Source organism: Streptomyces sp. NPDC059037, assembly GCF_042740015.1.
GTDB lineage: Bacteria > Actinomycetota > Actinomycetes > Streptomycetales > Streptomycetaceae > Streptomyces.
Genome location: NZ_JBHYIG010000025.1, coordinates 13044 through 34727 on the forward strand (window position 1 = coordinate 13044; position 21684 = coordinate 34727).

The 21684-nt window shown below is 71.0% G+C and carries 20 protein-coding genes; 15 read left to right on the forward strand and 5 right to left on the reverse strand.

Annotation, left to right across the window (positions count from 1 at the left end):
* The first annotated feature begins 137 nt into the window (after positions 1 to 137).
* The 4 genes from ACFWY6_RS08245 to ACFWY6_RS08260 all read left to right on the forward strand — a co-directional run bounded on the left by ACFWY6_RS08245 (position 138) and on the right by ACFWY6_RS08260 (position 4360).
* Entirely contained in the window at positions 138 to 1157 is a 1020-nt protein-coding gene (locus ACFWY6_RS08245; protein ID WP_384687428.1) for a serine hydrolase, read from the forward strand.
* A gap of 137 nt (positions 1158 to 1294) precedes the next feature.
* A complete protein-coding gene (locus tag ACFWY6_RS08250) occupies positions 1295 to 3028 on the forward strand; it encodes a lytic transglycosylase domain-containing protein (RefSeq protein WP_384687429.1) in 1734 nt (577 codons plus the stop codon).
* 185 nt (positions 3029 to 3213) lie between these two features.
* Positions 3214 to 3348: an SPW_0924 family protein gene (locus tag ACFWY6_RS08255; protein WP_107099098.1), complete on the forward strand. Its 135-nt coding sequence runs from the start codon at positions 3214 to 3216 to the stop codon at positions 3346 to 3348.
* A 19-nt stretch (positions 3349 to 3367) separates the two neighbouring features.
* A complete protein-coding gene (locus tag ACFWY6_RS08260; RefSeq protein WP_384687430.1) occupies positions 3368 to 4360 on the forward strand; it encodes a DUF3068 domain-containing protein in 993 nt (330 codons plus the stop codon).
* Here the strand turns inward: ACFWY6_RS08260 and hrpB are convergent.
* Complete coding sequence (gene hrpB, locus ACFWY6_RS08265; protein WP_384687431.1) at positions 4350 to 6893, reverse strand: ATP-dependent helicase HrpB; 2544 nt, start codon at positions 6891 to 6893, stop codon at positions 4350 to 4352. The two genes, ACFWY6_RS08260 and hrpB, sit on opposite strands and share 11 nt — an antisense overlap.
* A gap of 38 nt (positions 6894 to 6931) precedes the next feature.
* Between hrpB and ACFWY6_RS08270 the strand changes: the two genes are divergently transcribed.
* The gene (locus tag ACFWY6_RS08270; RefSeq protein ID WP_384687432.1) at positions 6932 to 7447 is read left to right on the forward strand and encodes a GNAT family N-acetyltransferase; all 516 of its coding nucleotides are present in this window, start codon (positions 6932 to 6934) and stop codon (positions 7445 to 7447) included.
* Positions 7448 to 7496: 49 nt separating this feature from the next.
* On the opposite strand, the gene ACFWY6_RS08275 is transcribed toward ACFWY6_RS08270, so the two are convergent.
* Entirely contained in the window at positions 7497 to 8327 is an 831-nt protein-coding gene (locus ACFWY6_RS08275; protein WP_384687433.1) for a class I SAM-dependent methyltransferase, read from the reverse strand.
* A gap of 387 nt (positions 8328 to 8714) precedes the next feature.
* On the opposite strand from ACFWY6_RS08275, the gene rpsA reads away from it, so the two are divergent.
* On the forward strand, positions 8715 to 10229 hold the full coding sequence (gene rpsA / locus ACFWY6_RS08280; protein WP_135336207.1) for a 30S ribosomal protein S1: 1515 nt from the start codon (positions 8715 to 8717) through the stop codon (positions 10227 to 10229).
* 185 nt (positions 10230 to 10414) lie between these two features.
* On the opposite strand, the gene ACFWY6_RS08285 is transcribed toward rpsA, so the two are convergent.
* The gene (locus tag ACFWY6_RS08285; protein WP_384687434.1) at positions 10415 to 11386 is read right to left on the reverse strand and encodes a sheath polysaccharide-degrading enzyme; all 972 of its coding nucleotides are present in this window, start codon (positions 11384 to 11386) and stop codon (positions 10415 to 10417) included.
* Between the two features lie 235 nt (positions 11387 to 11621).
* Between ACFWY6_RS08285 and ACFWY6_RS08290 the strand changes: the two genes are divergently transcribed.
* The 5 genes from ACFWY6_RS08290 (at position 11622) to ACFWY6_RS08310 (ending at position 15838) form a co-directional block, all read left to right on the forward strand.
* A complete protein-coding gene (locus ACFWY6_RS08290; RefSeq protein ID WP_384687435.1) occupies positions 11622 to 13229 on the forward strand; it encodes a flavin monoamine oxidase family protein in 1608 nt (535 codons plus the stop codon).
* Between the two features lie 132 nt (positions 13230 to 13361).
* Positions 13362 to 14300 carry a PAC2 family protein gene (locus ACFWY6_RS08295; protein ID WP_384687436.1) on the forward strand — a complete coding sequence of 313 codons (939 nt, stop codon included), beginning with the start codon at positions 13362 to 13364 and terminating at the stop codon, positions 14298 to 14300.
* A 23-nt stretch (positions 14301 to 14323) separates the two neighbouring features.
* Positions 14324 to 14926, forward strand: coding sequence for a dephospho-CoA kinase (gene coaE / locus ACFWY6_RS08300; protein WP_384687437.1), 603 nt, complete (start codon positions 14324 to 14326; stop codon positions 14924 to 14926).
* Between the two features lie 13 nt (positions 14927 to 14939).
* Positions 14940 to 15323, forward strand: coding sequence for a DUF3592 domain-containing protein (locus ACFWY6_RS08305; protein ID WP_384687438.1), 384 nt, complete (start codon positions 14940 to 14942; stop codon positions 15321 to 15323).
* A 110-nt stretch (positions 15324 to 15433) separates the two neighbouring features.
* The gene (locus tag ACFWY6_RS08310; RefSeq protein ID WP_384687439.1) at positions 15434 to 15838 is read left to right on the forward strand and encodes a tetratricopeptide repeat protein; all 405 of its coding nucleotides are present in this window, start codon (positions 15434 to 15436) and stop codon (positions 15836 to 15838) included.
* On the opposite strand, the gene ACFWY6_RS08315 is transcribed toward ACFWY6_RS08310, so the two are convergent.
* A complete protein-coding gene (locus tag ACFWY6_RS08315; protein WP_266869865.1) occupies positions 15835 to 16107 on the reverse strand; it encodes a DUF6343 family protein in 273 nt (90 codons plus the stop codon). The two genes, ACFWY6_RS08310 and ACFWY6_RS08315, sit on opposite strands and share 4 nt — an antisense overlap.
* A 219-nt stretch (positions 16108 to 16326) precedes the next feature.
* Between ACFWY6_RS08315 and ACFWY6_RS08320 the strand changes: the two genes are divergently transcribed.
* The gene (locus tag ACFWY6_RS08320) at positions 16327 to 17271 is read left to right on the forward strand and encodes an acyltransferase domain-containing protein (protein WP_384687458.1); all 945 of its coding nucleotides are present in this window, start codon (positions 16327 to 16329) and stop codon (positions 17269 to 17271) included.
* Between the two features lie 70 nt (positions 17272 to 17341).
* Complete coding sequence (locus tag ACFWY6_RS08325) at positions 17342 to 18049, forward strand: class I SAM-dependent methyltransferase (RefSeq protein WP_384687459.1); 708 nt, start codon at positions 17342 to 17344, stop codon at positions 18047 to 18049.
* 93 nt (positions 18050 to 18142) lie between these two features.
* Here the strand turns inward: ACFWY6_RS08325 and ACFWY6_RS08330 are convergent, their stop codons facing one another.
* Positions 18143 to 18574 (reverse strand): RNA-binding S4 domain-containing protein, encoded by a 432-nt coding sequence (locus ACFWY6_RS08330; protein ID WP_384687440.1) that lies wholly within the window; start codon positions 18572 to 18574, stop codon positions 18143 to 18145.
* A 190-nt stretch (positions 18575 to 18764) separates the two neighbouring features.
* Between ACFWY6_RS08330 and ACFWY6_RS08335 the strand changes: the two genes are divergently transcribed.
* On the forward strand, positions 18765 to 20138 hold the full coding sequence (locus tag ACFWY6_RS08335; protein ID WP_384687441.1) for a M20/M25/M40 family metallo-hydrolase: 1374 nt from the start codon (positions 18765 to 18767) through the stop codon (positions 20136 to 20138).
* A complete protein-coding gene (locus ACFWY6_RS08340; RefSeq protein ID WP_384687442.1) occupies positions 20135 to 21673 on the forward strand; it encodes a YfcC family protein in 1539 nt (512 codons plus the stop codon). The genes ACFWY6_RS08335 and ACFWY6_RS08340 overlap by 4 nt, the downstream gene beginning before the upstream one ends.
* Positions 21674 to 21684: the final 11 nt, after the last annotated feature.

A 21684-nucleotide genomic window follows, 5' to 3' on the forward strand; every position in this document is an offset into this window, starting at 1 on the left:
CGCGGTGTTTGTTATACGCGCCCGTGCTGGGGGTACCCCCTCTACGGGCTGGATATCCAGCCCGTCCGGCGTTTGCCCCTCACCCGCGTGGCCCCCGTCCCCGAGCCCGGAGAACCTGCCCCGGCCACGATGACCGCATGGCCCCTCACCTGCGAAAGTGCCGAATAGCGATAGCCACGGCACTGGTCACCACCCTCCTCACCCCCCTCCCCGCGACCGCCGCAAGGGCAAGCACGGCGCAACGCGCCGCCTTCTGCGCGGCCCTCGGCGACCGCACCCTCGCAGCCCAGCTCTCCCGCGACATCCGCGCCGTCCTGGCCACCCGGCGGGGCACCGTCTCCGTAGCCGTCCACGACCCCGGCACGGGCCTCCACTGCGCCCTGGCCGAACGCCGGCGCTACGACACGGCGAGCGTCGCCAAGATCATGATCATGGAGGCGGCGCTGCGCCGGGCCCAGGACTGGCGGCGCGGACTGACCGCCTGGGAGCGCGGCACGATCCGCCCCATGATCACCCGCTCGGACAACACCGCCGCCCGGCGCCTCTGGGACGACCTCGGCATGTCCTACATCGCCCGCTACCTGCGCCGCGCCGGCACCACGAACACCACGCTCAACCCGTACGGCCTCTGGGGCCTGACCCGTACCACCGCGGCCGACCAGCTCCGCCTCCTCGGCGTTCTCACGACGGCCAAGGCCATATCCCTGCTGAGCCCCGCCTCGCGCGCGTGCGGCCTGAAGCAGCTGAACGAGGTGCGCCGCGACCAGCGCTGGGGCGTGCCCGCCGGAATGCCCCGCGGCACCAAGGCCCACCTCAAGAACGGCTGGCTGCCCCGCTCCACGCACGGCTGGCGGGTGCACAGCGTCGGCGCGTTCACCGCCGCCCAGTCCGCGGGCCGCACGTACCGCATCGTCGTCCTCTCGCACGACAACCCCACGATGAAGTACGGGGTCCGTACCATCGAACGCGTCGCACAGGCCGTGCACCGCGCGCTCAACAAGGGCCGCGCCGCGGGGCAGGAACTGACCCCGGAGAGCGAGATCAGCGAAGTCCCCGACGACTCGGCCCCGCCCGAGAGCCAGTTCGAGGTCACGCCGGAAGCCACCCCCGAGGCACCACCCGAAGCACCACCCGAACAGGACTCGGCCAACCGGTGAAAATCGGGCGCGAACGGGTGTCTGGGCGCCGGAAGTTGTCGTAGTGTCGCCTGGGTCGGCCCGCAGGGGAACATGAGCGCGAGAGCGCGGGTGGCGGCACGCAGACGCAGAGTCGTCCAGGGGAGGGGTCCACAGTCATGGCGGCGGTATTCGGCAGGCGGTTGCGCAGGGGAGCGGTGACCACCGCGGTGGCCGCGGCGGCGGTGGCGGCACTCGCCGCCTCCCAGGCCCCGGGCGTGACGGACGTCCCGCGCGACGAGCGGGCGGGAGCATCCGGCGCCACGCCGCCACCCGAGGACTCCGCGACCGGCAACTCGCCCTACTACACGGACCTGCCGCCCCTGAACACCCCCGTCCCGCCGACCGGGGCGCCCACCGGCGGTGACGCGGACGCCGCGGTGGCGGACGGCATCCCGGCCACGGTCCTGGACGCGTACAAGAAGGCCGAGTCCTCGCTCGCCGCCTCCAAGCCGGGCTGCAACCTCCCCTGGCAGCTGCTCGCGGCGATAGGCAAGGTCGAGTCGGGCCAGGCCCGCGGCGGCCGCGTCGACGCGAACGGCACCACGCTCAAACCGATCCTCGGCCCGGTCCTCAACGGCAACGGCTTCGCGAAGATCACCGACACCGACAACGGCGCGTACGACAGCGACACCACGCACGACCGCGCCGTCGGCCCCATGCAGTTCATCCCGTCGACGTGGGACACCTGGGCGCAGGACGGCAACGGCGACGGCAAGAAGAACCCCAACAACATCTACGACGCCGCGCTCGCCGCGGGCCACTACCTCTGCGCGAGCGACCGCGATCTGTCCGACGAGTCCGGCGGCGGCGACCTGCACAAGGCGATCCTCAGCTACAACCACTCGACGGAGTACCTGACCACCGTCCTGACGTGGCTGGAGTACTACCGCAAGGGCACCCACGAGATCCCCGACGGCACGGGCGTCCTGCCGGACGACCGCAGCGACGGCGGCAGGCCCGGCATCAGCCCGAGCCCGGTGCCCGGCGGCTCCGGTTCGCCCTCGCCGAAGCCGAGCAAGCCCGGCAAGCCCAGCAAGCCGGGTACGGACAAGCCCGGTTCGGGCAACCCGTCCGAGCCCGGCAGCGGCGGAAGCACCGGCCCGACCACGCCGCCGAACGGCGGCGGCTCCGAGAGCCCCGACCCCAGCCCCTCGCCCACCGACCGGGTTTCGCGCCTTGAGGACGCCGGCACCGGCAAGCTCGCCGCGACGGCGGGCGACGCCTTCGCCGGACGCGTCGTGGTGCGTACGGAGTCCGCTTCGGGATCCGCCGTGGCCAAGGCCAAGGTGAAGTTCGCGATCGTCGGCGACACGGACGCCCGCTTCGACGGCGGCACGACGAGCGCCACGGTCACCACGAGCGCCACAGGCAAGGCCACCGCCCCGGTGATCAAGGCCGGGGAGAAGAGCGGCGAGTTCACGGTGCGGGCCACGGTCGTCGGCCGCTCGCTGCCCGGCCTCGACTACACGGCGACGGTCACCGCGCGCCGGGCCGACGCCCTGGTCAGGACCGACGACAAGGCGCTGACCTGCGCGCCGGGCGCGGAGTTCGCCGACCAGGTGGAGGTCAAGGCGACGTACAAGGGAGCGGCCGCCGACCGCGTCGCGGCCACCGCGACCTTGGTCAAGTCGGCGACCGACGCCACGGCCAACGACAAGGGCCCGTACTTCAAGGACGCGGACGGCAAGCCGGTCCGCACGCTCAAGGCCCTGAAGACGGACGCCGACGGCGTGCTCAAGCTCCCGAAGATGTACGCGGACGACACGGCGGGCACCTACCTCCTGCGCATCACCACCGCGGGCGGCGCGACGCTCACGGTCGAACTGAAGGTGGCGGCCCCGGCGGCCTAGCCGCACCGCACGTCTCCCGAGCAACGCCCCTGCGCCCGCACGGCGCAGGGGCGTTCCTGTGTGTGCAACGTGTTCTCATCTCGCCGCCGCGTTGCTACGGTGCCCCAGCCCTGACGCCCTGTCAGTTCATGGTCGGTGCGTCCGGGTGTCGGTGTCATCAGCGTCCCCGCCTCGGGAGGATCCGCATGCGTGCTCTCATCGCCGCCGCGACCGGTCTTGCCGTCGCCTTCGCCCTGGTCCTGACGATCACGGCGATCGGAGCCCCGCCCGGCGAGACCTCACCGGAGCCGCTCCTCACCACCGTCCCCAAGCACCCATAACGTAGGGAGGGCCGCCGCGATGCGCCGCAAGGCCAGCCTGATCCTGCTCGCCTTCGCCGTCTTCTTCACGGCGATGTCCCCGCTCATGCGCTGGTACGCCTTCCCGCGCCTCGCCAAGATCCCGCCGAACCAGTACCAGGAGGCCGTCCTCGAGGCGCAGAACCCGACCCTCATCGACTACGGCTCCATGACGGCCGAGAAGGTCGACAAGGTCACCATCGTGCAGACCCTCAAGGGCAACGTGGAGGCCTCGGAGCAGGTCGAGAAGAGCGCCGACCGCGACGTGGTCGTCTGGGACGCCCTCTCCTACGTCCAGGACGCCGACGGCAAGATGGTCTCCAAGATCCCCGAGCGCTACATCTTCGACGCGCACAGCCAGGAACCGGTCAACGCCAAGGGCGAGATGGTCGACGGCGACCCGGTCAAGCGACAGGGCATCGAGTTCAAGTGGCCCTTCCTGACCGAGAAGCGGGACTACGAGTACTTCGACGCGCAGGCCCGCATCACCAGGCCCATCCACTACAAGGGCACCCAGAAGTTCCGCGGCGTCGACGTCTACTACTTCGAGCAGACCATCCCCTGGACCAAGGTTCCCTTCCCCAAGACGATGCCGGTCAAGGGCGTCACCGCGAAGTCGCTCGCCAAGACCGGCACCACCCGCTGGTACACCACGGTCCGCAAGTTCTGGGTCGAGCCGACGACCGGGGCGCCCGTCTACGGCGAGGAGATCCAGCGCAACGAGCTGCGCGGCGGCACGCTCCTCGGCGACCGCGACAAGCTCACCGTGTTCTCGGGTCACGTGAAGATGCGCGAGGACTACATCCAGAACACCGTCGACCTGGTCAAGTCCCAGCGCGTCCTGGTGCTCCTCATGACGTCCTATCTCCCCTGGGGCTTCCTGGGCCTCGGCCTGCTCCTGCTGGCGCTCTCCCTCTGGCTGGAGGCCCGCAGCCGAAGGCCGGGCGAGCCGCAGCCCGCGGCGTCCCCCGAACCGGAACCCGTCAACGCCTGAGCCGCGTCTTGGTGAACCGCGTGGCCTCGGCCCCCACCGGATCCTCCGGCCACGGGTGCTTCGGATACCGCCCGCGCAGCTCCGCCCGCACCGCCCGGTAGCCGTCCCGCCAGAAGGAGGCGAGATCGGCGGTGACGGCCGCGGGGCGCCCGGCGGGGGACAGCAGATGGACGACGACGGGTACGGAGCCGTCCGCGATGCGCGGCGTCTCGGCGAGGCCGAACATCTCCTGCAACTTCACGGCGAGGACGGGCTGTTCGGGGTCGGCGTAGTCGATCCGGATCCTGGACCCGCTTGGCACCTCCACCCGTTCCGGGGCGAGCGCGTCCAGGCGGGTCGCCTCACCGGTCGCCCACGGCAGGAGCCGGCCCAGGGCCTGCCCCGCGTCGATGCGGCCCAGATCGGAGCGGCGCCGCGCCTTGGAGAGCTCGGGCTCCAGCCACTCGTCCACGCGCGCGGGGAGGGCGTTTTCCGATACGTCGGGCCAGGGCGCCCCGAGGTGCCGATGCAGAAATTCGAGCCGCTGCCGCAGTTCGCTCGCACCGCGCGACCAGTTCAGGAGCCCGGTCCCTTCCTCCCGCAGCCCGGCCAGGAGCCCTTCCCGTACGAGACGGGGGTCGGGGCTCTTCAGCGGCCGCACCGCCAACTCGACCGCCCCCAGGCGCTCCACGTGCCGGGTGACGAGGTCGCCGCCGGCCCAGGCGACTTCGTCCGCGTCGGAGTACAGCGGGGCGGCCGCATCGCGCGCGACGTCCTCGTCGACATGCCCGCCGAGCAGCACGCGCGCGTGCCCGGCACCCACGGGCCGATCGGCCACGGCCACGGAGATCCACTCGGCCCCGCTCAACGCGGACCCGGCCCGGAGCTCACCCCGGGGCCCGCCGACCATGAGATACGTCCCGTCCCCCACCCGGCGGGCCACCCGCTCGGGGAACGCGAGCGCGGCAACGAGCCCGGCGGTGCGCTCGTCGCTGTCCACTGCAGAGTCATGGGTGGGCGTGCGGGAAACATCCCGCGCCGGAGGCGCGGGGACCGAGGAAGTGAGCCGCCGGGCTTCGGTCCGCCACCGTGCGGCGTAGCCGTCCCCGCCCCGCCGGGCCTCGCGCCACGCCGCCGCGAGGTCGTCCCCGTATGCACGGGGCGGCTCCTCGCTCAGGAGGGCCACCACCTCTGCGGCCCGCCGGGCGCCGACGGCCGGTGCGGCGTCGAGCAGGGCGCGGGCAAGGCGGGGGTGCAGGCCCACCCGGGCCAGCCGGGTCCCCCGCTCCGTCACACGCCCCGTGCCCGCGTCCAGCGCCCCGATCGCCGTCAGAACGCCCCGCGCCGCCGCCATCGCACCGCCCGGCGGAGCGTCGAGCAGGGCGAGCCCGGAGGCGTCCGGATCGCCCCAGCAGGCCGCCTGCAGGGCGAACGCCGTCAGGTCGGCCACCTTGATCTCGGGCGAGGGGAAGCGCGGCAGACGCCCGTCCTCCGCCTCCGTCCAGCACCGGTAGACGGCCCCAGGAGCCTCACGCCCCGCGCGCCCCGCCCGCTGCCGGCCCGCCGCCTGCGAAGCCCGAACCGTCGCCAGCGCGCTCAGCCCCCGCGCGTGGTCCACCCGCGGCTCACGCGCGAGCCCCGAGTCGACGACGACCCGCACCCCCGGCACCGTCAGGGACGACTCGGCCACCGACGTCGCGAGGACCACCCTGCGCGCACCGCCCGTCGAGCCCGCGAGCACCGCGTCCTGCACGGCCGCCGGCGCCCGCCCGTGCACCTGGAGCACCTCGGCGGGCGCGTCCCCCAGCTGCCCCGCCACCCGCGCGATCTCACCGACCCCGGGCAGGAAACACAGCACGTCCCCGTCCCGCTCGGCCAGCGCGCGCCGCACCGTCGCCGCCACATGCGTGAGCAGCGCCGGGTCCACCCGCATCCCGTGCGGCGGCCGCACCGGCCGCGCGGGCGGCGCCCAGACGACATCCACGGGATGCGAGACCCCCTCGGCCTCGACCACCGGCGCGTCCCCGAGCAGCCGCGCCCACCCCTGCGCGTCCGTCGTCGCCGACGCCGCCACCAGCCGCAGCTCGGGCCGCAGCGCCGCCCGCACGTCGACCAGGAACGCCGCCACCGTGTCCGCGTCCAGATGCCGCTCATGGCACTCGTCGATGACGACCAGATCGACACCGGCCAGCTCCTGGTCCCGCTGCAGCCGCTGCAACAGCACACCGGTCGTGACGACCTCCACGCGCGTGTGCCGCCCCACCACGCGCTCACCGCGCACGGTGTAGCCGACGCTCTCGCCCACCTTCTCGCCGAGCAGCCACGCCATCCGCCGCGCGGCCGCCCGCGCCGCGATGCGCCGGGGCTCGGCGACCACCACACGACGTACCGGCGCGTCCCCGACGAGCCCGGCGAGCACCAGCGGCACCAGCGTCGTCTTGCCGGTGCCGGGCGGCGCGCACAGCACGGCGACACCGTGGTCGTCGAGGGCGCCGCGCAGAGCGGGCAGGGCAGCACGTACGGGCAGGCGCTGAAGTTCGTCGGTACGGATCACGCCCCCCAGTCTCCCAAGTACGCGGATACGGTGATCCCATGCCCGAACCCCTGCGGATCACCGGCGACGGACTCGTGCTGCGCGAGTGGACGAGCGACGACCTGCCGGTCATGGCCGAACTCTTCGACGACCCGGCCGTCGCCCACCGCACCCCGCTCGTCTCGCCCTTCGACGAGGCCGCGGCCCGCGACTACCTCCAGGCGATCCGCGAGAGCGAGGGCAAGCGCATCAACCTCGCCATCACCACCGACGGCCTGCGGCCCCTGGGCGAGATCCTGCTCAGCCTCACGCGCTGCACCATCGGTTACGCGGTCGGGGCCGCCCACCGGGGACAGGGCCTGGCCCCGCGCGCCACCCGGCTCCTCACGGAGTACGCCCACACGACGCTCGGCCTGCCGCGCGTCCTGCTGCAGATAGAACCGGACAACGGCCCGAGCGTCGCCGTCGCCGACCGGCTCGGCTTCCGCCTCACCGACGAGGAGCCTGAGCATGTGACGGGCAAGGGCGGCCGCGTCTACACCCTGCTGACCTGGGCCCACGAGACCGACCGCTAGGCGGTATCTACGTAGACAGTGCCTACACAGGCACTGTCTACGTAGGCAGTCAGTCCCGTACGCAGACGAAGATCGCCGTGCCCGGGATGAGATTCCCGCGCAGCGGGGACCAGCCGCCCCACTCCTGCGTGTTCCACGCGGGCCACTCCGGCTCCACCAGGTCGACCAGGCGGAAGCCGCCGGCCACCACGTCCCGCACCCGGTCGCCGACCGTCCGGTGGTGCTCCACGTAGACGGCGCTTCCCTTCTCGTCCTGCTCTACATAAGGAGTGCGGTCGAAATAGGAGGCCGCCACGGAGAGACCCTCCGGGCCCGGCTCGTCGGGGAAGGCCCAGCGCATCGGGTGCGTCACCGAGAACACGAACCGGCCGCCGGGCCGCAGCACCCGGTGCACGTCCTTGAGGACCCGCACCGGATCGGCGACGAAGGGCAGCGCTCCGTAGGCGGAGCACGCCAGGTCGAAGCTGCCGTCGGCGAACGGCAGCGCCCCCGCGTCCGCCTCCACCAGCGGCACCCCGCCGCCGATCCGCAGCGCGTGCTGCAGCTGGCGGTGCGAGAGGTCGAGGGCGACCGGGCGCGCGCCCTGCGCGGCGAGCCAGCGCGAGCACTGCGCCGCGCCCGCGCCGATCTCCAGGACATCCTTGCCCTTCAGGTCCTCCGGCGGGCCGAGCAGCTCGGCCTCCACCTCGTCGAGCCCCTCGGGACCCCACACGAAACGGTCGTCCCCCAGGAAGGTGCCGTGCTCGATCTGGTACTCGTCCGCGTTCCTGTCCCACCAGCCGCGATTGGCGCGGCTGCTCTCCGTGATGTCGGCGTCACGCCGGGTGGCTTCCGGTTCGGGCGTCTCGGGCAGCTCGGACTCTTGGATGATCGGCTCCATCGTCGTACTCTTCCGTCTGACTTGTCGCGGCTCGGTGCAGCGGGACGTGCCCCCCCTGCGTCGCGGCAGGGCGCGCTGCGGCCCGTGTGGCCTCATGCGACAGCATTTGTGCCGGGATTGCGGCGATCCGCCCCGGGTGTGCGCCTTCGCGCATTGACCCTGTCCGGCTGCCCCCGTATGCTACAAGTTGCGCTGCGAGCCTGCGCTCCTCAGACATAGCAGGCTGCGCTCGCGTCTGTTGTAAACCCCTCGGTTGTCGAGGCGCCTTCCGTTTCTCCGGAAACCTGGATTGGGCGCTTCCAAGGCTGTCCGGCTTCTTCAGAGCGAAATCGGCTCCGGCGCTAGCAGTACCTACGACTCTCTGTCCGTACCGGAGCCCTTACCCACATGACGAGCAGCACCGAGACCACCGCCACCACCCCGCAGGTAGCGGTCAACGACATCGGTAACGAGGAAGCCTTCCTCGCCGCGATCGACGAGACGATCAAGTACTTCAACGACGGCGACATCGTCGACGGCGTCATCGTGAAGGTCGACCGGGACGAGGTCCTGCTCGACATCGGTTACAAGACCGAAGGCGTCATCCCGAGCCGCGAGCTCTCCATCAAGCACGACGTCGACCCGAACGAGGTCGTCGCTGTCGGTGACGAGATCGAGGCCCTGGTTCTCCAGAAGGAGGACAAGGAAGGCCGTCTGATCCTGTCCAAGAAGCGCGCTCAGTACGAGCGTGCCTGGGGCACGATCGAGAAGATCAAGGAAGAAGACGGCATCGTCACCGGTACCGTCATCGAGGTCGTCAAGGGTGGTCTCATCCTCGACATCGGCCTCCGTGGCTTCCTTCCGGCCTCCCTCGTCGAGATGCGCCGCGTCCGCGACCTCCAGCCCTACGTGGGCAAGGAGCTCGAGGCCAAGATCATCGAGCTGGACAAGAACCGCAACAACGTGGTCCTGTCCCGCCGTGCCTGGCTCGAGCAGACCCAGAGCGAGGTCCGTCAGACCTTCCTCACGACCCTGCAGAAGGGTCAGGTCCGCTCCGGCGTCGTTTCCTCGATCGTCAACTTCGGTGCGTTCGTGGACCTCGGCGGCGTCGACGGTCTCGTGCACGTCTCCGAGCTCTCCTGGAAGCACATCGACCACCCCTCCGAGGTTGTCGAGGTCGGCCAGGAAGTCACCGTCGAGGTTCTCGACGTGGACATGGACCGCGAGCGCGTGTCCCTGTCGCTCAAGGCGACGCAGGAAGACCCGTGGCAGCAGTTCGCCCGCACGCACCAGATCGGGCAGGTCGTTCCCGGTAAGGTCACCAAGCTCGTTCCGTTCGGTGCGTTCGTGCGCGTCGACGAGGGCATCGAGGGCCTGGTCCACATCTCCGAGCTGGCCGAGCGCCACGTGGAGATCCCGGAGCAGGTCGTCCAGGTCAACGACGAGATCTTCGTCAAGGTCATCGACATCGACCTCGAGCGTCGCCGGATCTCGCTGAGCCTCAAGCAGGCCAACGAGTCCTTCGGTGCCGACCCGTCGGCCGTCGAGTTCGACCCGACCCTGTACGGCATGGCCGCGTCCTACGACGACCAGGGCAACTACATCTACCCCGAGGGCTTCGACCCCGAGACCAACGACTGGCTCGAGGGCTTCGAGACCCAGCGCGAGGCTTGGGAGGGCCAGTACGCCGAGGCGCAGCAGCGCTTCGAGCAGCACCAGGCCCAGGTCATCAAGTCCCGCGAGGCGGATGCCCAGGCCGAGGCCGAGGGCGCTGCCGCTCCGGCTTCCGCCGGTGCGCCGGCTGCCGGTGGCAGCAGCAGCGGTGGTTCGTACTCCTCGGAGTCGGACGACACCTCTGGTGCGCTGGCCTCGGACGAGGCGCTGGCCGCTCTGCGCGAGAAGCTTGCCGGCGGTCAGAGCTGACCACGCGTCGCTCTCTCTAGGCGGTAGCTGAACACTGCGGGCCCGCATCTCTTCGGAGATGCGGGCCCGTTGTTCTGTTTTCGGGTGCGGGTGCGGGTGCGGGTGCGGGTGCGGGTGCGGGTTCGGTGGGGGCTTGGCGCGCAGTTCCCCGCGCCCCTAAGGGCTCGTCCCTTCGGGACGTTGCTTTAGGGCGTCACCTTGATGTTCGTCAGGCCCTTGCCGCCCGTCACCGTGTTGCTCGCGTACACCGTCGTCTTGCAGTCGTCGCTGTAGTTCGTCACGTTGATCGCCAGCTGTCTGTCGCCCGTCGAGCCGGTCAGGACCGACTTGTTGTCGCGGAAGACCGTGCCGCAACCCCAGCCGGACTGCTGGGTGTGGGTCTCGTAGCCGTTGTTCGTGGTGTTCTTGCCGGTGTTGTTCTCGACGACGTAGTCGTTGCCCTTCACGTCGATCCACGAGTCGTCGTAGTGGTTGCCGGTCAGACCCTTGCCGTCGAACGTGTTGCCGGAGACCTTGCCGCCCGTCGTGCCCTCCTTGAGGTCGATCGCCTCGCCGCCGACGTCCGGGCCGATCGTGTTGCCGATGATCTGTACGTTGTCGCTCTTGTCGGAGAGCGTGTTGGCGCTGCCTACGTAGACGCCCTCGCCCATGCCTCTGTCGTCGTTCCCGGTGTCGTAGATCCGCGAGTTCTTGATGACGCCGTCGCCGCTCGACTTCCGGAAATGGACGCCCTCCATGTCGAGGCCGTGGACCGTGACCGTGTCGACCACGACGCCCTGGGCGGAGTCGATCATGATGCCCTTCTGGCCGCCGGTGACGGTGATGCCCCGCACCGTCCAGTAGGAGGCGCCGTTCAGGTGCAGGCCGTAGCCGCCGCCCGCGGTGAGTACCGCCTTGGAGGAGCCGGTCAGCGTGATGCGGGAGCCAGAGCTCGCGGCCGTGCTCGTCTTGAAGTTTCCGGAGTACGTTCCGTCGGCGAGGTGGATCGTGTCGCCCGGGGACGCCTCGGTGAGCGCGGACTTGAGCTCGGCGGCCGTGGAGACCTCGATGACCTCGGCGGCTCCCGGGGCGGGCGACGCCGTGGCCACGACGGCCAGGCCTCCGGTGGCCGCCGTCGCGGCGAGCGCGGAGAGGAGCAGGGTGCGTCGGGTGCGCATGTGGGGGTGACCTCTCTGTTCGTGTGGCTGTTCTTCTACATGAACTTCGGGCGTGATTCTGAACGTACGGGTGGGGCATGTTCGCGTCAAGGTCTGGACTAAGGCGGGTGGGTGAGGGGGTGGGTGCGAAGTGTGCGAGGAGAGAAACGTGGCGGATACACGAGTAACTCCCGTGCTGTAACAGGCCGTTGCCAGGATCCCTGCGTCCAGCAAGATCGACAGGGGAGCCGAAGCCATGGCACAGACCCAGCCGGGTACCAGTACGAGTCGTCGCGCCTTCCTGCGCGATGTCGGCATCACGGGCGGCGCGGGCGCGATGCTCGCCACCATGGGCGCGCTCGGGATGGCGCCCACCGCGCAGGCGGCACAGCGCGAAAAGCCCTTCCGGGCGCCGAGCGCGGGCGACTTCACGCTGCACGGTCGCGCGGCCGCGAAAGTCGTCGTCGTGGGCGGCGGCATCGCCGGTCTCGCCAGCGCCTATGAACTCGGCAAGGCTGGCTACGACTGTACGGTCCTGGAGGCCAGAGACCGCGCCGGCGGCCGCAACTACACGGTGCGCGGCGGCGATTCGACCGTCGACCTGTACGGCAACCGGCAGACCGCGAGGTTCGGCGAGGGCCAGTACATGAACGCGGGACCCGGGCGGATCCCGCAGTGGATGGTCACGCTCGACTACTGCCGCGAACTCGGCGTACCCCTAGAGGTGTTCACGAATACGAACGCCGACGCCTATATCTTCAACGAGGCGGCGGGCATGTCCGAGCCGATGCGCTACCGCACCGCCAAGGCCGATGTGTACGGCTACGTCTCCGAGTTGCTCGCCAAGGCCACCGACAAGGGCGCGCTCGACAAGGAGCTCAGCACCGCCGATCAGGACCGACTGACCGAGTTCCTCAAGGACTTCGGCGAACTCGGCGACAAGATGACGTACGAAGGCGGCGACCGGCGCGGCTACCGGACGGTCCCGGCCGCCACCGGCACCCCCGGAGTGCCGCTCGGTGATGTCCCCTCCGCCTCCGAGGTGTTCGCGAGCGGAGTGGGGCGCTACTTCTCCTTCGAGTTCGGCTTCGACCAGGCGATGCTGATGTTCCAGCCGGTCGGCGGCATGGACCGGATACCCGAAGCGCTGACCCGGGCGATCGGCGCGCACAAGGTGCGTACGGGCGCGGCCGTCACCCGCATCACCGACAAGGGGCACGGGGTCACCGTCACGTACACCCAGGGCGGCAGGACCAGGTCCGTCGACGCCGACTTCTGCATCGGCGCGCTGCCGCCCAACATCCTCGCCAAGGTCCCGCACAACCTCGGCTCCGGCGTCCAGCGGGCCCTGGAGGCGATCACCCCGCAGTCCGCGGGGAAGATCGGCCTGGAGTACCGCTCGCGCTGGTGGGAGCTCGACCACAAGATCTACGGCGGCATCACCGAGACCGACCTGGACGTGAGCCACATCTGGCATCCGTCGCACGGCTTCCACGGAGAGCGGGGTCTGCTGGTCGGCTACTACAACTACGACAAGGACGCCGACACGTACGCCGCACTCACCCCCAAGGAACGCGAGAAGCGGGCCGTCGCGGCGGGAGTGAAGATCTACGGAGAGAAGTACCGCACCGAACTCGACTCGTCCTTCTCGCACCACTGGCGCCAGACGCCGTACCTGGAGGCGGCCTGGCACGACACCCCCGGCGGCCCCGACGACCCGCGCTACAAGCCCCTCAACGAGCCGACGGGGCGCGTCTACTTCGCCGGTGACTGGCTGAGCTACACCGACGCCTGGCAGCACGGCGCGTTCACCTCGGCACGCCGGGCGATCAGCAAGCTCCACGCGCGCGTGCTGGCCGCCTAGGTGCGCGCGTGCCGGCCGGCCAGATGTACGTGACGTAAGAAGCCGCTGTGAAGAGGCGCGGGAGGGAATGCCCGTGCCCCGGCGGGCGTTCTGCTGTACGAGTCACGATGCAGAGGGCGAGGAGCGGTCACAGTGCTTGATCCGCAGGGTTTGTACGCATGGGAGCCGAAGGGCCTCGACGTGGTCGACATGGCGCTCGCCCAGGAATCGGCCGGACTTGTCATGCTCTACCACTTCGACGGATACATCGACGCGGGCGAGACCGGCGACCAGATCGTCGAGCGTCTCGTGGACAGCCTGCCGGGTCAGGTGGTGGCGCGCTTCGACCACGACCGGCTCGTCGACTACCGCGCGCGCCGCCCGCTGCTCACCTTCAAGCGTGAGCGCTGGACCGACTACGAGGTGCCCACGCTCGACGTGCGGCTCCTCCAGGACGCCACCGGCGCGCCCTTCCTGCTGCTCTCCGGGCCCGAACCGGACGTCGAGTGGGAGCGCTTCGCGGCGGCCGTCGGGCAGATCGTCGAGCGCCTCGGCGTACGCCTCTCGGTGGACTTCCACGGCATCCCCATGGGCGTGCCGCACACCCGGCCCGTGGGCCTGACCCCGCACGGCAACCGCACCGACCTGGTGCCGGGGCACCGCAGCCCCTTCGACGAGGCGCAGGTGCCGGGCAGCGCGGCGGCGCTCGTCGAGTACCGCCTCCTGGAGGCGGGGCACGACGTACTCGGTGTCGCGGCGCACGTCCCGCACTACATCGCGCGCTCCGCGTACCCGGACGCCGCGCTCACGGTCCTGGAGGCGATCACCGCGGCGACCGGCCTGGTGCTTCCCGGCATCGCGCACGGCCTGCGCACCGAGGCGCACCGCACCCAGACCGAGATCGACCGGCAGATCCAGGAGGGCGACGAGGATCTGGTCGCCCTGGTCCAGGGGCTTGAGCACCAGTACGACGCGGCGGCGGGCGCCCAGGACCGGGGCAACATGCTCGCGGAGCCCGTGGACATCCCGTCGGCCGACGAGATCGGCCAGGAATTCGAACGCTTTCTCGCCGAGCGGGAGGGCGACGTCTGACGCCACCGCCTAAGCTGCCGGTCATGCTGAAGGTGGGCCTGACCGGCGGTATCGGCGCCGGCAAGAGTGAAGTCTCGCGGTTGCTCGTCGCGTCAGGAGCGGTGCTGATCGACGCCGACAAGATCGCCCGCGAGGTGGTGGAACCGGGAACTCCGGGTCTGGCGGCGGTCGTTGAAGCCTTCGGCCGGGAGATTCTCGCGCCGGACGGCACCCTCGACCGTCCGAAGCTGGGCGGGATCGTCTTCGCCGACCCTCAGAAGCTGGCCGTACTGAACTCGATCGTGCACCCCCTGGTCGGTGCCCGCTCCGCCGACCTTGAGGCGTCCGCCGCCGAGGACGCGGTGGTCGTCCACGACGTGCCGTTGCTCGCCGAGAACGGCCTGGCGCCGCTGTACGACCTCGTGGTCGTCGTCGACGCGAGCCCCGAGACGCAGCTGGACCGTCTGGTGCGGCTGCGCGGCATGCGCGAGGAGGACGCCCGCGCGCGGATGGCCGCCCAGGCGACGCGCGAGAAGCGGCGGGAGATCGCCGACGTCGTCATCGACAACGACGGCCCCCTGGAGGGCCTAGCAGAGCGCGTCGCCGCCGTATGGGCGGACCTCGCGCGGCGGGCCAAGGCGGCGTAGAAGGGGCCGGGCAGTGGTCGTACTGGCGGTGGTCACCGCTCTGGGCGGCCTGGTCGCGCTGCTCGCCGGCGCCTACGGCCTGTGGCGCACCCGGCACATCATCGCTTCGGGCGAGGTGACGCGGGCCCTGGTCAAGGCGGTGCAGCCGGGCGCCGAGCGGCCGCTGCTGCAGTTCGAGACGGGGGACGGGCGGGTCGTCGAGGTGGTGTCGCCGGTGCCACGCAGCCGGAAGCGGCCGCTGGTCGCGGGTGACCGCGTGCGGATCGCGTACGACAGCGACGATCCCCGCGAGGCCGTGCTGCTCGGGCATGAGCGCAGGGGCATCGACCGGGGCTTTGTGGCGGCGGGTTCGGCGATCTTGGTTCTGGGGCTGGTACTGGTGGTCGTGGCGCTGTGAAGCTCTGCCTTGAAAGGGCGGAGCTCTGCGGTTTGGGACCCGTGTGAATCGGCGGAATAGGCGTCGTCGTGGCGGGCGTTGACACAGTGGAGCGAGGGAAGGAGTCACGCGTGCCCGAAATCACCCCGGAGACCCATGTCATCGACTTCCGTGCGGCGGAGCAGCTCCTTGCCGCGCGGGATCCCCGAGGCGCGGTGAAGCTGCTCGACACGGTCATCGCGGCCCACCCCGAGAACACGGCAGCCCGGCTGCTGAGGGCCCGCGCCTTCTTCGCCGCCGCCCAACTGCGCGCCGCCGAGCTGGAGTTCAGCATCGTCCTGGAGCGTGAGCCGGACAACGCGTTCGCCCACTTCGCGCTCGCCCGCACCTATGAGCGCGCCGCGAGGCCGGACCAGGCCCGGCGGCACTTCCGCCTCGCCGCGGCGCTCGACCCGCAGCCGGAGTATCTGGCGGCGGCCCGCTTCGACGGCGGCGGGAGCAGCGGTGAGAACAGCGCCGGGAGCAGCGGCGGCTAGCCGGTTCTCGGCGGCTCGTACGGCGGGATGTCGCGGCCCGGCTGGTAGTGCGGCCCCTGGTGGATGCGGTGCACCACCACCGCCATGTCGACGGTGACGACCAGCAACAGCACGCCGCACGCCGCCGCCCACTGCGGGCGTCCCACGAGCGCGAAGACGACGGTGCCGAAGACCGCCCAGACCAGGCCCCATACGCTGAACCAGAAACGCATCCGCAGCGGACTGCGCGCGGTCAACGGCTCACTGCCTGTACGCATCATGAGGGTCATCTCCACCCTCTCTCCACCTGCTTCTCCACCCTCCAGGATCCACCCGTGGGTGGTGGTCCGGAAGGGCCGGAGGCGGCAGGATCGTAGATGTGCCGCCGACGTCGTCGCGTCGCCGGCGTCGCCGAACGGGGGTAAGGCTGTGCCGGCTGTAACGGGGGTAAGGCTGTGCTGGACGTACTGAGGGACCGGGCGAGGACGGACGAGAGCCTCGCGTCGTGGCTGAAGGATCTCGATGGCGCGGGCGCGCCGCGGACGGGCGCGGTACTCCCGGACGCCGACGACCTGCCGGAGGTCCTGCTCGACCTGGCCGTCGGGCACGAGGACATCAACGGCCTGGTCGCGCTGCGCGGACGGCTCATCGAGGATCCCGACGCGCGATGGCTGCTCGACCGCTGTGTCGAGGCACTCGTAAGGGACATGGGCAGGCCCGGAGCGGGGCCCCGGATCCCGGCGCTGCCCGAGGAGTTGGGGGAGCTCGGACGCTGCTTCTTCGTGTTCGTGTTTGTGGCGGCGCTGCCCGTGGTCCGCGCCTATCACCGCGCCCGCGGCATCCCCGACGACATCTCGCGTCGCACCCTCGCCGACCTCGGCCGGCATCTGGCGGTGCACCGCAGGGCGCACGGCGGGCGCGGCCTCAAGGCGCCGGGATGGCTCGGCCTGCATTTCCGGGGCGAGCTCTACCAGTTGGGCCGCCTGCAGTTCGAGCGTGCCGTTCTCGGTACGCGCATGGGAGAGGCGGCCGCCGCCGCGGGGCACTCGGCGGGTCCGGGTGATCCCTGTCTGGGCGTCCATATAGCCGATTTCCGGGGGCCGTTGACGCCGGAGGCATGCGACCGGTCGCTGGCGCTTGCGCGGGAGTTCTTCGCGCGCCACTTCCCGGAGGAACGGTATGAGACAGCTGTCTGCCACTCCTGGCTGCTCGATCCACAGCTGAAGAGGTATCTGCCCGCGGAGTCGAACATCGTCCGCTTCCAGGAGCGATTCCACGCGGCGCGGGGATATGAGGAGGAGCCGGACGACGACGGCCCCATAGCCTTCGTCTTCGGCGACCGGAGCCTGCCCGTGGCCGAACTGCCGCGCCGGACCAGCGTGGAGAGGGCCGTGGGAGACCATCTGCGGGCGGGAGGTCATTGGTACGGCGGGCATGGCTGGTTCCCGCTGTAGCCGGTGCGACAGGAGCATAAGGGGGGAACGGGCCTGCGGGACGCTTCGTTGACGGGTCATGACTGCTGAGATGCGTGAGGGACACGAGGGAACGGGACCCGGAGCGATCACGCCGGACGGCTGCGCGGTGGACCTGTACACCCGCCTGACCGTCGGGGACGAACCGGACGTCATCGAGGCCGCGGTGCCGGCCGGGGCGCACATTCTGGAACTGGGCAGCGGGGCGGGGCGGGTGACCCGGCCGCTGATCGAGCGGGGCTTCCGGGTGACGGCGGTGGACGAGTCGGCCGAGATGCTGGAGAAGGTCGAGGCGCTTGCCCGGACCAAAGGACCCGGCGGTGTGGTCCGCACGGTGCGCAGCGCGATCGAGTCGCTCGACCTGGACGAGAAGTTCGACGTGGTGATGCTCGGCTCGTTCCTCGTCCACGAAGGCGACCTGGCGGTGCGGGACGGCATGCTGGAGACCTGCCGGAAGCATGTGGCGGACGACGGCTGCATCCTGATCCAGCGGGAGGGCATGGACTACCACACGAACCTGCCGAGGGAGCGGGTCGACCCGGGCGGCTACACCGTACGGATCGTGTCGGCGGACCCGGTGGGCGACGGGGTGAACAGGGTGCGCGCGGAGTACGTCTTCCCGGACGCCCAGTGGACCCAGACGTTCCTCGCCCGCCCCATGACGAAGGAACAGTTCGAGGAGGCACTGGCGGAGGCGGGCCTGAAGGTGGACAAGTACCTGACGGAGGACGGGATCTGGGTGCGGGCGGTGGCGGGGTAACCGAGTGGGGCCGCGCCCCGAAAGGGGCGCGAGGAACTGCGCGACCAGCCCCCACCGGCCCGCAGGTTGATCACCGCACTTCCCGCGGAGCGCTCAGCCCTCCAGGCCCCGCAGCCGCTCCATGTCGCGGCGGTCGCGCTTCGTGGGGCGGCCCGTGCCCCGGTCGCGTACGCCGGCGGGGGCGACCGCCTCGCGGGGCGGCGGGGGAGGGCTGTTGTCGACGTAGCACTCGACGGCGACCGGCGGGCCGACGCGTTTGCGGATGACGCGCTTGACCACGACGACGTGCTCCCGGCCGCCCGCGTGGCGCAGCCGCACCTCGTCGCCCACGCGCACGCCGTAAGCGGGCTTCACACGCTCGCCGTTGACCCGTACATGGCCGCCCTTGCAGGCCGCCGCGCCCATCGAGCGGGTCTTGACCAGGCGTACGGACCAGATCCAGGCGTCGACGCGCACGGAACCCTCGCCCGCGCTCGCCGCGCCGCCGTTGCCCTTGCCGCCGCCGCTCGAAGTCTCCGAAGCCATGCCCCGACTTTAGACCCTGTCCGGCGGACGGGACCGGGACAACGGCCGGGCAACGGGCGGGCAAGGGCCGGTGCGGCAGCAGGGCCGCATCGCCGGGCGCACGGCGAGCCGTCCGGGAAGCACCCGTCCCCAGGTCCGATAATTCGGGCTGATCGCCGCAAAGCGGGACGAAGAACGAGGGGTGCCGCCCATGAAGCCCGAAGACACCGCCGCCACCGTCGACGACCTGATGGACACGCTCCGTGCCGACCTCGAGCGGCTCGCCGCGATCCCGTCGATCGCCTTCCCCGGCTTCCCGGCCGAGGCGGTGTTCGCGGCGCACGATCTGCTCGTCGAGCTGCTGCGGGGTGCGGGGGTGCCCACCGTCGAGCGGCTCGATCTGCCGAACACCGCGCCGGTGATCTACGGCGAGATCCCGCCGCCGAGCCCCGACGCACCCACGGTCCTGCTCTACGGCCACTACGACGTCCAGCCGCCCGGCGACCAGAGACTGTGGAAGTCGCCGCCCTTCGAGCCGACACCCATCGACGAGGCTGGGAGCGGGCTGCGGGCCCGTGGCATCGCGGACGACAAGTCCAATGTGATCGCGCACCTGGGGATGCTGCGCGCGTACGAGGGGCGGCCGCCCGTCGGGATCAAGATCGTCATCGAGGGGCAGGAGGAGTACGGCAGCGCCTTCGACGCCTATCCGCCCACCGACCCGGAGCGGTTCGCCTGCGACGCCATGGTCATCGCCGACCTCGGCAATCTCCGGCCCGGCACCCCCACCCTCACCACCGCGCTGCGCGGCGCCTCCGAGGTGATCGTCGAGGTGCGCACCCTCGAAGAGCCGCGCCACAGCGGGGAGTTCGGCGGGGCGGCGCCCGACGCCCTGGTCGTACTCCTCAAGGCGCTCGCCACGCTCCACGACGTACACGGGGATGTGGCCGTGGAAGGGCTGCGGCGTGCGGAGTGGAGCGGCACGAGTTACACCGAGGAGGAGTTCCGTGAGCTCGCCGGGGTGCTTGACGGGGTGCCGCTCGTCGGCAGCGGCGGCCTGGGGGAGCGGCTCTGGAGCGGCCCCGCGATCACCGTCATCGGCCTGGACGCGCCCGGCGTGGAGCACGCCGCATCGGCGGTCGTGCCGTACGCGAGGGCCAAGCTGAACCTGCGCTTCCACCCGCGTCAGGACCCGAAGGAGGCGCAGGCCAAGCTGGTCGACCACCTGCGCTCGCTCAAGCCGTTCGGGGTCCCGCTCACCGTCACGCCCGGCGACACCGGCCCCGGCTATGAGGCGGCCACCGGCGGCCCCGCCTACCGTGCCGCGCGCGCCGCGCTCAAGGAGGCCTGGGGCGAGGACGCCTCGTCCGTCGCGACCGGCGGCTCCATCCCGTTGGTCAACGGCCTGGCGAAGGCGGCTCCCGGCGCGGAGGTGCTGCTCTTCGGCGCCCAGGACAGCATGTGCAATCTGCACGCCCCGAACGAGCGCGTCCTCTTCTCCGAGCTGCGCAACACGGTCGTCGCGATGTGCGCCTTCGTCCGTGAGTACGCCGCCGACTTCCCGGCCGGAGGCGGCGCCGCGTGAGCACGACCGGTACGGATCCCGAACCGGGTACCGAAGAGCCCGCGGGGAAAGGGAAGTTCACCTTCCCCAGCGCGCTGACGGTCCTCGCGATCGTCACCGTGGCCGTCTGGCTGCTCGCCTTCCTCATCCCCTCCGGCCAGTACGACCGCAACGACTCGGGCGCCCCCGTCCAGGGCACCTACCACCGGGTCGACTCCGGCCAGTCGTTCGTCGACCGGCTGGGCGATCTCTTCCTCGCCCCGGTCAACGGCCTCTACGGCATCCAGGACGAGAAGACCTCGCTGGTCGCGCCGGACAACGTCGGCGCGCTGTACGGCAGCGCGGGGGTCTTCCTCTTCGTACTCGCCATCGGCGCCTTCATCACCGTCGTCTTCGCCACCGGCGCGCTCGACCGTGGCATCGGGCGGCTCGCGCACCGGCTGCGCGATCGCGGGGCGCTGCTCATCGCCGGTGTCATGGTCGTCTTCTCCGTCCTCGGCACGGTCGAGGGCTTCGCGGAGGAGACGCTGGGCTTCTACGGCCTGATCGTGCCGCTGATGCTCGCGCTCGGCTACGACCGCATGACCGCCGTCGGCGCGATCATCCTCGGCGCGGGTGTCGGCGTCCTGTGCTCGACGGTGAACCCCTTCGCGACGGGCGTCGCCTCGTCCGCCGCCGACATCTCGCTCGGCGACGGCATCGTGCTGCGCTTCGCCATGTGGATCGTCCTGACGGCCGTGACGGTCGCCTACGTCATCCGCTACGCCAGGCGCGTCCAGCGCAGCCCGGAGCGCTCGCTCTCCGGGTTCCTGCCCGGCGACCGGGACCAGGAGCAGGCCTCGGCGGGGGCGGCGGAGGTGCCCGAGCTCACCGGTCTGCACAAGGCGGTGCTCATCGCGACCGCGCTCGTCTTCGCCTTCATGATCTTCTCGGTGGTGCCGTGGCGGAGCGCGCTCACCGGCGACGCGGACGCCGAACCGTACGGCTTCGAACTGGGCTGGTCCTTCCCGCAGTTGGCCGCCCTGTTCCTGTGCGCCGCGGTCCTGGTCGGGATCGTCGCGCGGATGGGGGAGCAGAAGCTCAGCTCGACGATCATCCAGGGTGCTGCCGACTTCGTCTCGCCGGCCCTGGTCATCCTGCTGGCCCGCGGCGTCACGACGATCATGAACAACTCGAAGATCACGGACACCGTGCTGCACTCGATCGAGGGGGTGGTGAAGGGCACGTCGTCGGGCCTGTTCGCGATCATCGTCTTCATCGTGAACCTGCCGCTTGCCTTCCTGATCCCCTCCACCTCCGGGCACGCCACCCTCGCCATGCCGATCCTCGCCCCGCTCGCCGACTTCGCCGGGGTCTCGCGCGCGGTCGTCGTCACGGCCTGGCAGTCGGCCAGCGGCTGGATGAACCTGTGGGTGCCGACCACGGCGGTGACCATCGGCGGCGTCGCCCTCGCGAAGGTCGGCTACGACAAGTACCTGCGGTTCGTGTGGCCGCTGCTGGCCGTGCTGGCCGTGCTGATCTGCGGGTTCGTGGCGCTGGGGGCGGCGGTGAGCTGAGCGTGTCCGGG